The sequence below is a fragment of the Nostocoides veronense genome, assembly GCF_039531185.1.
Classification (GTDB): Bacteria; Actinomycetota; Actinomycetes; order Actinomycetales; family Dermatophilaceae; genus Nostocoides_A; species Nostocoides_A veronense.
On the sequence record NZ_BAAAPO010000056.1, the window covers coordinates 31,065 to 45,528 of the forward strand.

Here is a 14,464-nt window from a genome sequence, read left to right on the forward strand (position 1 = left end):
CGGCGGGACCGGATCCCTCATCCTCCGGGACGATCGAATCGGCGGGCTCGGCAATGTTCGGGCTCACACGACCCATTCTGCTATCTGGCCGCCTCAGGCATCCAGCCTTTCACCCATCCACCACTTCGCCGGTCGTCAGGTTGACCGCGGGCACGGCCTCGGCGGACCTGGCCCCGAGATGGCCGGCGATTGTGGCAGCAAGGGCTGGCCCGATACCGGGCACCTCGGCGATGTCCTCCGCGCTCGCCGCCTTGATCTTGGCCACGGATCCGAAATGCCGCCGCAGCGCCGCCTGCCGCGTCGCGCCGAGCCCGGGTATGCCGTCGAGGCTGCTCGTCGTCATCCCCTTGCTGCGGCGTTCCCGGTGGAAGGTGATGGCGAAACGGTGCGCCTCATCCCTCACCCTCTGCAAGAGGTAGAGACCTTCGCTGCCCCGCGGCAGGATGACGGGGAAGTCGGTGCCGGGCAGCCAGACCTCTTCCAGCCGTTTGGCGAGACCCACACAGGCGATATCGACGATTCCCAGCTCGCGCAGCACCGATGACGCCGCCTCGACCTGCGGGCGTCCACCGTCGACGACGAGCAGATTCGGTGGGTAGGCGAACTTCTTGGCTCGTCCGTCCTCGGTTTCGGTGCGCTCGGTGAGATAACGAGCGAAACGACGACGCAACACCTCGCGCATCGCGGCCGTGTCGTCCACCTGATCGCCCTTGATGAGGAAGCGGCGGTACTCGGACTTGCGCGCCAGCCCATCTTCGAAGACGACCATGGACGCGACGACATTGGTGCCCTGCACGTGCGAAACGTCGAAGCACTCGATCCGCAGCGGGGCCTCGTCCAGAGCCAGCGCCTGGGTCAACTCTTCCAGGGCCTGGGCGCGTGCCGACAGATCCCCGGCCCGCGCCACCTTGTGCCGCGCCAGTGCCTGCTCCGCATTGCGGTGCACTGTCTCCAGCAGCGTCTTCTTGTCCCCCCGCTGAGGTATGCGGATCGCCACCTTCGCCCCGCGCACTCCACCGAGCAGGGCGGCCATCGCCTCCGGCTCGGCGGGCAGGACCGGCAGCAGGATCTCGCGAGGGATCGCCTCGGGTGACTCCCCGCCATACACCTGCAGCAAGAGGGTCTCCATCAGGTGCGGGACATCCTGCTCCTCCATCTCGGCGACCCAGCCGCGCTGGCCGCGGATGCGGCCGCCGCGGACATGGAATAGCTGTACCGAGATCTCCAGTCCGTCCTCGGCGATGGCGAAGACGTCGGCGTCGGTGGCATCGGCGAAGACCACGGTGGAGCGCTCGAGGGCTTTGGTCATCGCGTCGATGTCATCGCGCAGCCGGGCAGCCTGTTCGAAGTCAAGATCTGCGGCGGCAGCCTTCATGCGGGCGGTGAGCCTCTTAACAAACTTGCCGGTGTCTCCCGCCATGAACTCGCAGAAGTCCTCGGCGATCGCCCGATGCTCAGCCTCGTCGACCCGTCCGACGCAGGGGGCGGAGCATTTGTCGATATAGCCGAGCAGGCACGGCCGCCCCACCTGGCCGGCGCGTTTGAAGACCCCATTGCTGCAGGTGCGCAGCGGGAAAACCCGCAGCAGTTGATCGAGCGTCTCGCGGATTGCCCACGCGTGGGCATATGGCCCGAAATACCGAGTTCCAGGCTTCTTGGCCCCGCGCATGACCTGCGCTCGCGGAAAGTTCTCCCCGAGCGTCACCGCGAGATAGGGATAGGACTTGTCGTCGCGATATTTGACATTGAAGCGCGGGTCGAACTCCTTGATCCAGGAGTATTCGAGTTGCAGCGCCTCGACCTCATTGGCGACCACCGTCCACTCGACCGAGGCGCCGGTGCGCACCATCCGCGCGGTCCGTGGGTGCAGTGCATAGACATCTTGAAAGTAGCTGGAAAGCCGAGGACGCAGCGATTTGGCCTTGCCGACATAGATGACCCGGCCGTGGGCATCCCGGAAGCGATAGACCCCGGGGTCGGTCGGAATCGTGCCCGGGGCCGGGCGATAGGTCGACGGATCTGCCATTCACAACACCTTAGGTGGCGGCTCCGACAACCCCGCCCGCGATCAACTGATCGCGAGATTGTCGCCTTCCGCGGTGACCGTTTTCGCGGCCAGCGCTGAGGTGGCGGGTCCAGAGACGACGGAGCCGTCGGCGAGCGCGAACTTGCTGTTATGGCACGCGCAGTCAATGGTGGAGGTGACACCCGAGACGATGCAGCCTTGGTGCGTGCATACGGCGGAAAAGGCTTTGAACTCCCCCGCGCTCGGTTGCGTCACCACCACCTTCGCGTCCTTGATGACGACACCTCCACCCTCGGGGACATCGGACTTGGCAAGCGTCGTCGATCCCCCAGAACCGCCGCTCGCCGCGGTGGTGGATGTCCCCGCGGCGGTGCCATCAGCGGACCCGCAGGCGGTCAGGGAGGCCGCCGCTAGGCCGGCCCCACCGGCCAGCAGGGCCTCGCGGCGCTTCGGTGAGTGATCTGTCGGCAGGTCGTGGCGCACGGCAGCTCCGCTTCTCGTGATGTCGCTCGAAAGGATGACGAACAAGCACATCTTGAGCCATGCGAGGGCGATGGGGGGATAACGAGAGGGACACGGGTTCGGCGAGGCGTGTTGCGCGCGTGGCAATACCGGTTACTGTGCGCATGCTCCGGCGAATCGCCGAGTCCGACGGAAGGTATGCCGTCGGCACGTATTACATGGAGGAAACCTCGTGCCCCAGCGCTCCGTAGTCTCTGTCGGCGCTACCTTGCTCGTCGCCTCGCTCGCCCTCACGGCGTGTGGCTCGCGCGGCGGAAGCAGCAGCAGCACCAGCGGCGGCGGCAACAGCGACGCCAAGGTCGCCAAGATCGGCGTCATCGCCCCCCTTTCTGGTGACTTGGCCGCCCTCGGCCTCGGCATCAAGAACTCTGTCGACCTGGCCATCAAGCAGGCCAACGACTCGAATGCCATCCCCGGCTGGAAGCTCGAGCTCGCCGCCGAGGACGACCAGGCCACCGCCGATGTCGGCAAGAACGCCGCCACCAAGCTGGCCGGCGACAAGGACGTCATCGGTGTCGTCGGCACCCTGAACTCCTCGGTCGCCCTTCAGGTCCAGCCGGTCCTCGCGTCCGCGAATATCGTCCAGGTCTCCCCGGCCAACACCGGTGTCTCCCTGACCAAGGGCGAGGATGCCGCGAACCCGAAGCGGCCCTTCCCGACCTACTTCCGCACCTGCACCACCGATGACGTGCAGGGTCCGTTCGCCGCGCGCTACCTCTTCGACGCCGGCATCAAGGAGGTCGCGACCGTCCACGACAAGAAGGCCTACGGCCAGGGTCTGGTCGCCGCCTTCACGACCGAGTTCGAGAAGCTCGGCGGCAAGATTGTCGCCGCCGAGACCATCAACCCGGACGAGGACAAGTACGACGCCGTCGTCTCCGCCATCAAGCCGAAGGCTCCCAAGGCTCTCTACTACGGCGGGGAGTACCCCCAGGGTGGCCCGCTCTCGCAGCAGATGAAGGCCCAGGGCCTCAACGTCCCGCTCATGGGTGGCGACGGCCTCTTTGACGGCAAGTACATTGAGCTCGCGGGTGCCACGTCGAATGGAGACATGGCGACCTCGGTCGGCGCGCCGACCGACAGCACGGACGCCGGCAAGAAGTTCCTCGAGCAGTACAAGGGCGCGGGCTACTCCGACGACTCCGCTGCCTATGGTGGCTACGCGTATGACGCGGCGAACGCCATCATCAACGCCCTCAAGGTCTCGCTCAAGGACGCCGCGAGCGTCGAGGCCGCCCGTCCGAACACCGTCACCGAGCTGGGCAAGGTCAGCTTCGATGGCGTCACCGGCAAGGTTGCCTTCAACGAGTTCGGCGACACCACGACCAAGATTCTGACCGTGTACAAGGTCACCGACGGCGCGTGGAAGCCCGAGAAGACCGACGAATTCAAGTGATCGGACCGGCCGATCACGTGATTCGGCCTTAAGACGGCGTCGGTGGGGACGCAGGTGAGCCTGCTCCCCACCGACGCTGTCTTTCGCTAGCGTTCTCCCACAGCACCGTCGCTGGACCGGTCGGCATCGACACGGGCCCGAGAGTTAGGAGTCCAACCTCCGTGGATATCTTCCTGCAGCAGCTCGTCAATGGGCTGACGCTGGGGTCCCTCTATGCGTTGATCGCCGTCGGCTATACTGTCGTCTACGGCATCGTCCAATTGATTAACTTCGCCCACGGCGAGGTTTTTATGATCGGCGCATTCGGGGCCTTGGCGACATACCTCCTGCTCTTCCAAGGCCAGACCGCCTTGTGGATCCTGCCGATTATGGTGATCGGCGCGATGATTGCCGCGGTGGGGACGGCCGTTGCGATGGAGCGCGTGGCCTACCGGCCGCTGCGCCACGCTCCACGGCTTGCACCGCTTATCACCGCGATCGGTATCTCGGTCTTCCTCCAGGAGTTCGTGCGGCTCTTCTTCGACAAGATCCCGGGCACCGACTTCCCGTCGGCCAAGGCGAAGATCCCCTTCCCGCAGATCGATGTCGTGACCGGACCGGCCTTCACTCCGATGGCCGGGGTCCAGATCCAGCGCGCTGCGATCTTCACTATCGCGATGATGGCGCTCTCCGCCGCCGGCCTGTGGTGGTTCATCAACAAGACCAAGACCGGCCGAGGTATGCAGGCCGTCTCGCAGGACCCCGATACCGCCCGCCTCATGGGCATCAATGTCGACCAGATCATCGTCGCGGCCTTCGCTGTCGGCGCTGCCCTGGCCGCCATCGCGGGTGTCGCACAGGGCCTCGCGATCACGAATATCAACTTCAAGATGGGCTTCATCGCCGGTCTCAAAGCCTTCACCGCAGCCGTGCTCGGTGGCATCGGCAATATCCAGGGCGCCGTCGTCGGCGGGCTGGTGCTGGGCATGGCCGAAGCGATGATCACCCAGTACACCGGCATGCTGCCCGATCCGCTCGGTCAGTTCGGCGGCTCGTCCTGGAAGGACGTCTGGGCCTTCGCCTTGCTCATCATCGTTCTGGTCTTCCGGCCTCAGGGCCTTCTCGGTGCGAAGGTGGTCGACCGCGCATGAAACTCACTCTTCCCACCATCCCGGATGCGCTGCGCGAGCAGCACGCGAGCAAGGGCTGGCCCATGGCGCTGCTCGGCTCGGTCCTGCTGTTTGTCTCTGGTCTGCTGTCGTGGAGCTATGACGCGAGCATCCTCGGCGATATTTCGATCTCTTTCTGGCCGGCCACGCTGCAGCTGTTCGCCATGATTCTCGGCGCGGTCGGCATACTCCTGGCCCTGATCCACAAGGGCCCCCTTCAGGGCCTCGGGAACTGGTTCGATTCGGCGCTCGCGCTGCGCGCGCTGGGCACCGGTTCCCTGCTGTTCGCGGTCTACTCACTCACGGCGATCGCGTATGAAGCGGGTGGACTGGTCAACATCAATCCCGGTGGCTGGCTAGCGCTCGTCGGAGCGCTGGTCCTGACGATTGGTGCCCGCTTCGTTCCGCAGCGCACCTTGCGCAGCTTCGCGAAGGCCAAGGCCAACTCCACCCTGGAGATCGTGGTCATCGTCATCCTCATGGCGCTGGTGCTTTTCGGTGCCGCCTATGTGCTCGGCCAGGATGACCCGTGGGTCTTCGTCGGCTTCTTGCTCATGGCGGGCGTCGCAGCCATGGCTCTTGCGCGGGCCGGCCTCTTCACCTGGCTCGGCCACATCTCGCAGCGGCACCGGAAGGTGCTCACTTTGGCAGCCTTCGCGGTCGCGTTCCTGTTTCCGTTCACCCAGGACGGGTCGGATGCGAATATGTCGATCGCCACCCAGGTGCTGATCTTCGCCGCGACCGCTATCGGCCTGAATATTGTCGTCGGCCTGGCGGGCTTGCTCGACCTCGGCTATATCGCCTTCCTGGGTTCGGGCGCCTATGTCGCGGCGATGATGTCGAATGCCGCGTCGGCAACGATCGGCTGGAAGCCGCCCTTCCTGGTCGTCATGCTCATCGGCGCCTGCGTCGCAGCTACCTTGGGCTTGATCATCGGGTCCCCGACCCTGCGAGTCTCCGGCGACTACCTCGCCATCGTGACTCTGGCCTTCGGTGAGATCTTCCGGCTCTCGATGTTCAACCTGGACGGCAACAACGGCCCGGACCTGACCAATGGCCCCAATGGCATCCCCGGCATCCCCGACCTGAACCTCTTCGGGTTCGACTTCGGCAAGCCGCACACGATCGCCGGCTTCACTCTGGGCCGCTTCAGCAACTATTACTTCGTGTTGCTGCTGCTCATCGGCTTCATCATCTTGGTCTTCACCCGGCTCAACAACAGCCGGATCGGCCGCGGCTGGGTCGCCATCCGCGAGGACGAGCGGGCCGCCGAAGCGATGGGTGTCAACACCTTCGGTCTGAAGCTGCTCGGCTTCGCCGTCGGCGCCTTCCTCGCCGGTTTGGCTGGCACCATCAAGGCGCATCAGGACACGGCCGTCTCACCGGACCAGTACATCTTCCTGGAGTCCGCCTTCCTCCTCTCGGCCGTCGTGCTCGGTGGTATGGGGACCGTCGCCGGTGTTCTCGTCGGCGCCACGATCCTGAAGTTGCTCCCGGAGAAGCTGCGCTTCTTCAGTGAGTACCGCCTGCTGCTCTTCGGCCTGCTGCTCGTCGTCATGATGCGCGTGCGTCCCGAGGGTCTGATCGCCAGCAAGCGGCGGCAGTTGGAGTTCCATGAGGACGATGAGGAGTTGGCCTCAGAAGTCCAACAAGATCATCTGATCGACGCGAGTGCGGAGGCAGCCCGATGACCGTCATCGATACCGAAGTGCAGGACGGCCGGGCTCGGCCGCAGCGAGGAGCCAAGGTGCTGGAGGCCGAAAAGGTCGTCATGCGCTTCGGCGGTCTCGTCGCGGTCAATAACGTCGACTTCGACGTCCACGAGGGCGAGATTGTCGGTCTGATCGGCCCCAATGGTGCCGGCAAGACGACCTTCTTCAACTGTCTCACCGGGATGTACAAGCCGACCTCCGGCACGGTGAAGTTCTACGGCGAGGTGCTCCCGCCCAAGCCGCGGGCGGTCGTCAAGGCCGGCATGGCCCGGACATTCCAGAACATCCGCCTGTTCGGCAATATGACGGCCCGGGAAAATGTGATGGTCGGGCGCTACTGCCGGACCACCTCCGGGGCGATCACCTCGGTCCTGCATGGCCCGAAGTTCCGCCGTGAAGAGGCTGAATCCACGGCGCGGGCCACCGAGCTCCTGGAGTTCGTGGGCCTCGGCAAGTCCGCCGAACTGCTGGCCCGCAATATGCCGTATGGCGACCAGCGGCGCCTGGAGATCGCCCGCGCGCTGGCGACCGACCCGAAGCTCATCCTCCTGGATGAGCCAACGGCTGGGATGAACCCGCAAGAGACCCAGCAGGCCATGGACCTGATCTTCAAGATCCGAGACATGGGGCTGGCGGTCGTCGTCATCGAGCACGACATGCGCTTCATCTTCCAGTTGTGCGATCGCGTGCTCTGTCTGGTTCGCGGTGAGGCCCTGATCTGGGGCACACCGGGCGAAGTGCAGTCTGACCCGCGGGTCATCGAGGCATATATCGGCGGCAGCGAGCTGGAAGACGACGAGGACGACGCATGAGCGAAATGCTGGAGGTCAAAGACCTCGAGGTGAGCTACGGCAAGATCAAGGCGGTCAAGGGCATCTCCTTCACCGTTGGCGAAGGCGAGGTCGTCTCGCTTATCGGCACCAATGGCGCCGGCAAGACGACGACCTTGCGCACGATCTCCGGGCTGTTGCGCCCGACCAATGGGTCGATCACCTTCAAGGGCAAGCCGATTCACACCACACCGGCTCACGAGATCGTCACCTTGGGGCTAGCGCACTCGCCCGAGGGCCGCCGCATCTTCCCGGCGATGACGGTCGAGGAGAACCTCCTCCTCGGCGCGTTCACCCGCAGTGACGGCGATATCGGCAAGGACCTGCAGGCGGCATACGACCTCTTCCCGATCCTCGCGGAGCGCTCCAAGCAGCCGGCCGGCACCTTCTCCGGTGGCGAGCAGCAGATGCTGGCCATGGGCCGCGCCATGATGAGCCGCCCCACTCTGCTCATGCTCGACGAGCCGTCGATGGGTCTGTCGCCGCTGATGATGAAGCGCATCATGACGACGATCAAGACGCTCCAGGAGCAGGGCACGACGATCCTGCTGGTCGAGCAGAACGCCCAAGCCGCGCTCCGATTGGCCAACAAGGGCTATGTCCTCGAGGTCGGCAAGATCGTGCTGTCCGGCACCGGCCGCGAGTTGCTGAAGTCCGACGACGTCCGCAAGGCCTACCTCGGCGAGGACTGAGTTCTCTGTCGGCTCCCCTCCTCCGGGTCGGCGGGGATTCCTAACCTCTGCTAGCAGCAGTTAGTCAACTGTGGACACCTTGCAAGCTGTCCACAGTTGACTAGCTTGTGCTGAGTTGGCCGCTCAGGCGCCGCGGGCCGCCGGGCTGTAGGCGGCGAGGAAGACCCCGATAAGGTGCACGGTGAAGGCCGCGACCGTCAACGCGTGAAAGACCTCGTGGAAGCCGAACCAACGGGGTAGCGGGTTGGGACGCTTGATGCCGTAGACGATGCCGCCGAGGGTGTAGAGCACTCCCCCGACGATCACCAGGGTCAGCACCGCGGCCCCGCCACGCACCGCGAAATCCGGTAGGTAGAAGACCGCGGTCCAGCCAAGGGCGATATATGCGGGGGTGTAGAGCCAGCGCGGTGCGCCGACCCAGAAAACTCGGAAAGCCACCCCAAGCAGAGCCCCCGACCACACGATGGCCAGCAGCACCTTGGCCTGCTCGTGTGGCAGCAGGAGCACCGCGAAGGGGGTGTAGCTGCCGGCGATGATCAGGAAGATATTGGAGTGGTCGATGCGCTTGAGCAGCCGCTCACGCGAGGGCGACCAATGGCCGCGGTGATAGAGCGCGCTGGTGCCAAAGAGAATGGCCGCCGTTGCGGCGAAGATGGCGCACGCGATGCGGCCGCGTCCCGCAGGTGCCAAGGCGACGAGCACGATGCCCGCGATCACGGTCAACGGGAAGGCCACCAGGTGCAACCAGCCACGCAATCGGGGCTTGAGTTGCTGCACTAGGGCCGCCGCCGACTCGGCGAGCGTTTCGGTCAGGGGTTCGCGGGCGCCCATACGTGCACCATAACCTACGCCACCGTAGGTTACTTGAAAGTCACATTCTTACCGGGCGTCCGAGAACGTGAGACAGGGGGCTGTCGGTCGGTCCGCATACGATGGCGGGCGTGACGAGAAGGACCACGAATCGCGGCTCGGGGAGCCGCCTGCACGACCACCTGATCGTGCGCGGAGCGCGCGAGCACAACCTGCGCGATGTCTCGGTCGAGCTGCCTCGCGACAGCCTCGTGGTGTTCACCGGGCTGTCCGGATCCGGCAAATCCTCGCTGGCCTTCGACACGATTTTCGCCGAGGGTCAGCGGCGGTATGTCGAGTCGCTCTCGGCCTACGCTCGGCAGTTCCTCGGGCAAATGGACAAGCCCGATGTCGACTTCATCGAGGGCCTCTCCCCCGCCGTCTCGATCGATCAGAAGTCGACGAACCGCAACCCGCGGTCCACGGTGGGCACGATCACCGAGGTCTATGACTACCTACGCCTGCTCTTCGCCCGCGCCGGCCGGCCGCACTGCCCGGCGTGTATGGAGCCGATCACCAAGCAGTCGCCGCAGCAAATCGTCGACCGGCTGCTGGAGTTGCCGGAGGGCACCCGGTTCCAGGTGCTCGCGCCGGTGGTGCGCGCCCGCAAGGGTGAGTATGTCGATCTCTTCGGTGAACTGCAGAGCAAGGGCTATGCCCGCGCCCGCGTCGACGGGGTGGTCATCAACCTGACCGACCCACCGAAGCTCGAGAAGCAGATCAAGCACACGATCGATGTTGTCATCGACCGCCTCGTGGCCAAGAGCGGGGACAGCGAGGCCGGGCGCTCAGCGAAGCGACGCCTGACCGACTCGGTCGAGACCGCACTGGGCTTGGCCGGGGGCTTGCTGGTCGTGGAGTTCGTCGACCTGCCGGCCGACGATCCGGCGCGCGAGCGACGCTTCTCCGAGCGGATGGCCTGCCCCAACGACCACCCGCTGTCGATGGATGAGGTTGAGCCACGGTCGTTTTCATTCAACAGCCCGTTCGGCGCCTGCCCGACGTGCACCGGTATCGGTGTCGAATTGGAAGTCGATCCCGAGCTCATCGTGCCGGACGAAGACCTTTCGCTCGCCGAGGGCGCCATCGCGCCGTGGGGGCAGGGCAGCGGGTCGGCCGAGTATTTCCAGCGCGTCTTGACCGCCCTCGCCGAAGACCTCAGCTTCTCAATGGACCTGCCGTGGAAGGCGCTGCCAGAGCGCGCCAAGCAGGCGGTGCTGCACGGCAAAAACCACAAGGTCCACGTCCGCTACCGCAACCGCTATGGCCGCGAGCGGTCATACAGCACCGGCTTCGAGGGCGCGGTGCCCTTTGTGAAGCGCCGGCACGCCGAGACCGACTCGGAGTGGAGCCGGGAGCGGTATGAGGGGTACATGCGCGAGGTGCCGTGCCCCGCCTGCCGCGGGACGCGCCTGAAGCCGGAATCACTTGCCGTGCTGATCGGCGGGCATTCGATCGCCGACATCTCCACGCTCTCGATCAAGCAAGCGGCGGGCTTCCTCGGGACAGTCGATTTCACTCCGCGCGAACGGGCGATCGCCGAGCGGGTGATCAAGGAGATCGACGCGCGTCTCGGCTTCTTGCTCGACGTCGGTTTGGAGTACCTGTCCCTCGACCGGCCGGCCGGCACCCTCTCCGGCGGCGAGGCGCAGCGCATCCGGCTCGCGACCCAGATCGGGTCCGGTCTGGTCGGGGTGCTCTATGTCTTAGACGAGCCGTCGATCGGTCTGCACCAACGCGACAACCACCGGCTGATCGAGACCTTGGTGCGGCTGCGGGATCTCGGCAACACCCTGATCGTGGTCGAGCACGACGAGGACACCATCGCCACGGCCGACTGGGTGGTCGACATCGGCCCCGGGGCCGGTGAGCACGGGGGTCGCGTGGTGCATTGCGGGCCGGTGAAGGGTCTTCTCGAACACAAGGAATCGCTGACCGGCAAGTATCTATCCGGGCGGTTGGAGATCCCCTCCCCCGCGGTGCGGCGGCCGATCGACAAGAAGCGCATGGTCAAGGTCGTGGGAGCCAAGGAGCACAACCTCGATGACGTCACGGTGTCGTTCCCACTGGGGACGTTCGTGGCGGTGACTGGTGTCTCGGGCTCGGGCAAGTCGACGCTGGTTAACGACATCCTCTACAACGTGCTGGCCAACAAGCTCAACGGAGCCAGGCACGTGCCGGGGCGGCACAAGTCGGTCACCGGTCTGGAGCATCTCGACAAGGTCGTCCACGTCGACCAGAGCCCGATCGGGCGCACTCCCCGGAGCAATCCGGCGACCTATACGGGGGTGTTCGACCACATCCGCAAGCTGTTCGCCACCACCACTGAGGCCAAGATCCGCGGCTATCAGCAAGGCCGGTTCTCCTTCAACGTCAAGGGTGGACGCTGCGAGGCATGTTCTGGTGACGGCACGATCAAGATCGAGATGAACTTCCTGCCGGATGTCTATGTCCCGTGTGAGGTCTGCCATGGGGCGCGTTATAACCGCGAGACACTGGAAGTGCATTTCAAGGGCAAGACGATCGCTGATGTGCTCAATATGCCGATCGAGGAGGCGGAGGAGTTCTTCGCCGCGGTGCCGGCGATCGCGCGGCATATGACGACCCTTAATGCGGTGGGGCTGGGGTATGTCCGCCTGGGCCAGCCCGCGACGACGCTCTCGGGTGGCGAGGCGCAGCGGGTGAAGCTCGCGTCGGAGCTGCAGAAGCGCTCCACCGGCCGGACGATCTACGTCCTGGACGAGCCGACCACGGGTCTGCATTTCGAGGACATCCGCAAGCTGCTGATCGTCCTGCAGGGGTTGGTCGACAAGGGCAATACCGTCATCGTCATCGAGCACAATCTCGACGTCATCAAGAATGCCGACTGGATCATCGACATGGGCCCCGAAGGCGGCTCCGGCGGCGGCTTGGTGATCGCGGAGGGCACGCCCGAACAGGTTGCGGCGCAACCAGATTCACACACCGGCCGATTCTTGGCGCCGGTTCTAGAACGGGCTGCCCGCACGCCAGATCGGCCAACCGGGCGGCCCAGCGCGACCAGGACTGCCGCGCCGGCGAAGACGACGGCACCCAAGGTCGCCGCACCCAAGCCGCGCACGGCCAAGGCTGCCGCGGCACCCAAGACCACCGTCCCGGCGAAGGCTGAGGTGTCGAAGGCGGCTGCAGCCGCCGCCCGCCGGGCCCGTAAAGCCGGATGAAAGCGAGGTCCGATGAGCACCTATGACGGCGTTGTCACCCCGGGCGGGCCGAGCCAGGCTCGCGAAGCCGGTGAGGTCACGATCCGCAAGATGTCGGTGTCGGCGATGCACAACAACGTCTATCTGCTGACGCATCGCGATGGATCGCAGGTGTTGATCGACGCAGCCGACGATGCGCCGCGGGTCCTCGAGTTCATTGCCGAGGGCGGGAAGGGACTCGATGCGTTGATCACGACGCACCAGCACTGGGATCACGTGCGGGCACTGGCCGAGGTTGCCGCCGTGACGGGTGCGCGGACGTATGCCGGTGAGGACGACGCCGACGCGCTCCCAGTGGCGCCGGAGGTCCGGTTGCAGCAGGGCGACCGCATTCAGGCCGGGTCGATCGCTGTGGATGTCGTCTATTTGCGTGGGCACACGCCCGGGTCGGTCGCGCTGGCCTACACGGATGCGTCCGACGGCAACCGGGTCCACCTCTTCACCGGAGACGCCCTCTTCCCGGGCGGTGTCGGCAACACCAAGCTGCCGGGCCAAAACTTCGACTCGCTCTATGCCGATGTCACCGAGCGAATCTTCGACGTCTATGACGACCGGACGATCGTCTACCCCGGCCACGGCGCCGACACCACCCTCGGCGCCGAACGCCCGCACCTTCAGGAGTGGCTCGAGCGCGGCTGGTGAAGGTGAGCCAGGGTCGCGTCAGCCGGCCGGGTTCCAGCCGTCGGTGCCGGCGAGGTAGCCTGCGGGGGTCGCCTCGAGTGCCTGCTCCGGCGACAGCTGTGGACGGTTGTCGTTGATCGTGGCACCGGGGCCGGTGTTCCGATATTCGAAGAAGCGGCCGTCGGTCCACACATTCGGTGCCATATCGGCCCACGGCTGCGCGACCCGGATCGCGTCGGGGAGCGCGGTGTCCCGGATGGTCACCTGGCCACGACTGTTGTGGACCACGCCGCCCTCAGTGTAGCCGTCGCTCCAGCCGCGCCATGGACGGCCGAGGGAGAAGGTGCCGGCCGGGGCATTGCTGGTGATGGTGCTGTCGACGATGAGGAAGCCGTGTGGATTGGTGTCGGCGGTGCTGGCCGCGGTGATATAGCCGTTGTTCGAACTCGACCCGCGGGACAGCGCATGGATCTGGGAGGCGTCGAAGACGGCGGTGCCGCGACCGAAGATGAAATCGACATCGCCCTCGACATAGCAGTCGACGTAGTAGGCCCGCGCCACCCGACCAGGACTCGGCGAGTCGGCCAGCAGCGTGTCCTGGTTGCCCAGCAGCCGCACATTGTCGAAGACCAGCCGGTCACCGGTCGTCTTCAGCGCGACCGCCTGCTCTGAGGAGTAATCGTGCGCCGCCTCGTCGAAGGCGTTCTCGATCGTCAGATCCCGCACCGTCACATTCGATCCCGAGATGAGCACGCTCTGGCTCCGCCCGGTGCCATAGGGCCCGGTGCCGTCCGGATTCGGCGTCCCGGCAGCGTTGTCATAGCTGAGCACGATCTCCGATGCCGTGCCGCTGGTCCCGATCAGCGTGATGTAGTTGCGGTTGACCGTGATCAGCTCCCGGTAGAACCCCGGCTTGATCGCGATGACGGTCGGGTCACCGGCGGTGCCGGCGGGCGCGGCCGCCAGGGCCGCCTGGACGCTCGTGAACTGGCCGGTGCCGTCCGCGGCCACGAGAATGTCGTGTGGCGGCAGGGGCACGCCCGTCGGCGCTGCGGTGACGATCGTCGAGGCGGGCGATTCGTTGCCGGTGCGATCCGAGGCGGTCACCACATAGCGGTAGGTTGTGCCATTGGCGGCCGTCCTGTCGACGAATCCCGTCTCGGTGACCAGCGCATCGGTCAGCCGGTTCGCCATCGTCAACTCGACCTCGCCGATGGTCCCGGTGTCCCGATAGACGTGATACCCGGCGAGATCCGGCTCGGTCACGGCGTCCCAGGCGAGGGTGACCGTGCTGTCCCCGGGCGTGGCGCCCAGCCCCGTCGGCGCCGCGGGTGCCGTGATGTCCGCGGGCGGCTCCTGGCCTGATGCTCCTATTCCGTGTCAAGGTCTGTTCATGCGGCGGTGAGCCAGGCGCGGTAGCGGGCGGCGA

General features: G+C 65.7%; 11 protein-coding genes. 7 read left to right on the forward strand and 4 right to left on the reverse strand.

Annotated features, from left to right (window positions below):
• Positions 1 to 109: 109 nt before the first annotated feature.
• Complete coding sequence (uvrC, locus tag ABD225_RS17185) at positions 110 to 2,026, reverse strand: excinuclease ABC subunit UvrC (RefSeq protein WP_344088435.1); 1,917 nt, start codon at positions 2,024 to 2,026, stop codon at positions 110 to 112.
• A gap of 42 nt (positions 2,027 to 2,068) precedes the next feature.
• Positions 2,069 to 2,560, reverse strand: a complete 492-nt coding sequence (locus ABD225_RS17190; protein WP_344088438.1) for a Rieske (2Fe-2S) protein — start codon at positions 2,558 to 2,560, stop codon at positions 2,069 to 2,071.
• Between the two features lie 160 nt (positions 2,561 to 2,720).
• On the opposite strand from ABD225_RS17190, the gene ABD225_RS17195 reads away from it, so the two are divergent.
• The 5 genes from ABD225_RS17195 to ABD225_RS17215 all read left to right on the forward strand — a co-directional run bounded on the left by ABD225_RS17195 (position 2,721) and on the right by ABD225_RS17215 (position 8,326).
• Complete coding sequence (locus ABD225_RS17195; protein WP_344088441.1) at positions 2,721 to 3,944, forward strand: branched-chain amino acid ABC transporter substrate-binding protein; 1,224 nt, start codon at positions 2,721 to 2,723, stop codon at positions 3,942 to 3,944.
• Positions 3,945 to 4,105: 161 nt separating this feature from the next.
• A complete protein-coding gene (locus ABD225_RS17200) occupies positions 4,106 to 5,074 on the forward strand; it encodes a branched-chain amino acid ABC transporter permease (protein ID WP_344088444.1) in 969 nt (322 codons plus the stop codon).
• Positions 5,071 to 6,783 (forward strand): ABC transporter permease subunit, encoded by a 1,713-nt coding sequence (locus ABD225_RS17205; protein WP_344088447.1) that lies wholly within the window; start codon positions 5,071 to 5,073, stop codon positions 6,781 to 6,783. Before ABD225_RS17200 ends, ABD225_RS17205 begins: the two co-directional genes overlap by 4 nt.
• Positions 6,780 to 7,616, forward strand: coding sequence for an ABC transporter ATP-binding protein (locus tag ABD225_RS17210; protein WP_344088450.1), 837 nt, complete (start codon positions 6,780 to 6,782; stop codon positions 7,614 to 7,616). Before ABD225_RS17205 ends, ABD225_RS17210 begins: the two co-directional genes overlap by 4 nt.
• Before the next feature lie 5 nt (positions 7,617 to 7,621).
• Positions 7,622 to 8,326, forward strand: coding sequence for an ABC transporter ATP-binding protein (locus tag ABD225_RS17215; RefSeq protein ID WP_425564488.1), 705 nt, complete (start codon positions 7,622 to 7,624; stop codon positions 8,324 to 8,326).
• Positions 8,327 to 8,449: 123 nt separating this feature from the next.
• Here ABD225_RS17215 and trhA read toward each other — a convergent pair whose 3' ends face one another.
• A complete protein-coding gene (trhA, locus tag ABD225_RS17220) occupies positions 8,450 to 9,157 on the reverse strand; it encodes a PAQR family membrane homeostasis protein TrhA (RefSeq protein WP_344088456.1) in 708 nt (235 codons plus the stop codon).
• Between the two features lie 101 nt (positions 9,158 to 9,258).
• Between trhA and uvrA the strand changes: the two genes are divergently transcribed.
• Together uvrA and ABD225_RS17230 are read left to right on the forward strand one after the other, a co-directional pair.
• Positions 9,259 to 12,375, forward strand: a complete 3,117-nt coding sequence (gene uvrA / locus ABD225_RS17225) for an excinuclease ABC subunit UvrA (RefSeq protein ID WP_425564485.1) — start codon at positions 9,259 to 9,261, stop codon at positions 12,373 to 12,375.
• 12 nt (positions 12,376 to 12,387) lie between these two features.
• On the forward strand, positions 12,388 to 13,056 hold the full coding sequence (locus tag ABD225_RS17230) for an MBL fold metallo-hydrolase (RefSeq protein WP_344088462.1): 669 nt from the start codon (positions 12,388 to 12,390) through the stop codon (positions 13,054 to 13,056).
• A gap of 18 nt (positions 13,057 to 13,074) precedes the next feature.
• On the opposite strand, the gene ABD225_RS17235 is transcribed toward ABD225_RS17230, so the two are convergent.
• Positions 13,075 to 14,409, reverse strand: a complete 1,335-nt coding sequence (locus ABD225_RS17235; protein WP_486348478.1) for a pectinesterase family protein — start codon at positions 14,407 to 14,409, stop codon at positions 13,075 to 13,077.
• Positions 14,410 to 14,464: the final 55 nt, after the last annotated feature.

What these genes read in the sequence shown, in the direction of transcription:
- ABD225_RS17205 (WP_344088447.1), top strand. Translation starts at nt 5,071, where the DNA reads ATGAAACTCACTCTTCCCACCATCCCGGATGCGCTGCGCGAGCAGCAC.
- trhA (WP_344088456.1), bottom strand. Translation starts at nt 9,157, where the DNA reads ATGGGCGCCCGCGAACCCCTGACCGAAACGCTCGCCGAGTCGGCGGCG.
- ABD225_RS17230 (WP_344088462.1), top strand. Translation starts at nt 12,388, where the DNA reads ATGAGCACCTATGACGGCGTTGTCACCCCGGGCGGGCCGAGCCAGGCT.
- ABD225_RS17215 (WP_425564488.1), top strand. Translation starts at nt 7,622, where the DNA reads ATGCTGGAGGTCAAAGACCTCGAGGTGAGCTACGGCAAGATCAAGGCG.
- uvrA (WP_425564485.1), top strand. Translation starts at nt 9,259, where the DNA reads ATGGCGGGCGTGACGAGAAGGACCACGAATCGCGGCTCGGGGAGCCGC.
- ABD225_RS17210 (WP_344088450.1), top strand. Translation starts at nt 6,780, where the DNA reads ATGACCGTCATCGATACCGAAGTGCAGGACGGCCGGGCTCGGCCGCAG.
- uvrC (WP_344088435.1), bottom strand. Translation starts at nt 2,026, where the DNA reads ATGGCAGATCCGTCGACCTATCGCCCGGCCCCGGGCACGATTCCGACC.
- ABD225_RS17190 (WP_344088438.1), bottom strand. Translation starts at nt 2,560, where the DNA reads ATGTGCTTGTTCGTCATCCTTTCGAGCGACATCACGAGAAGCGGAGCT.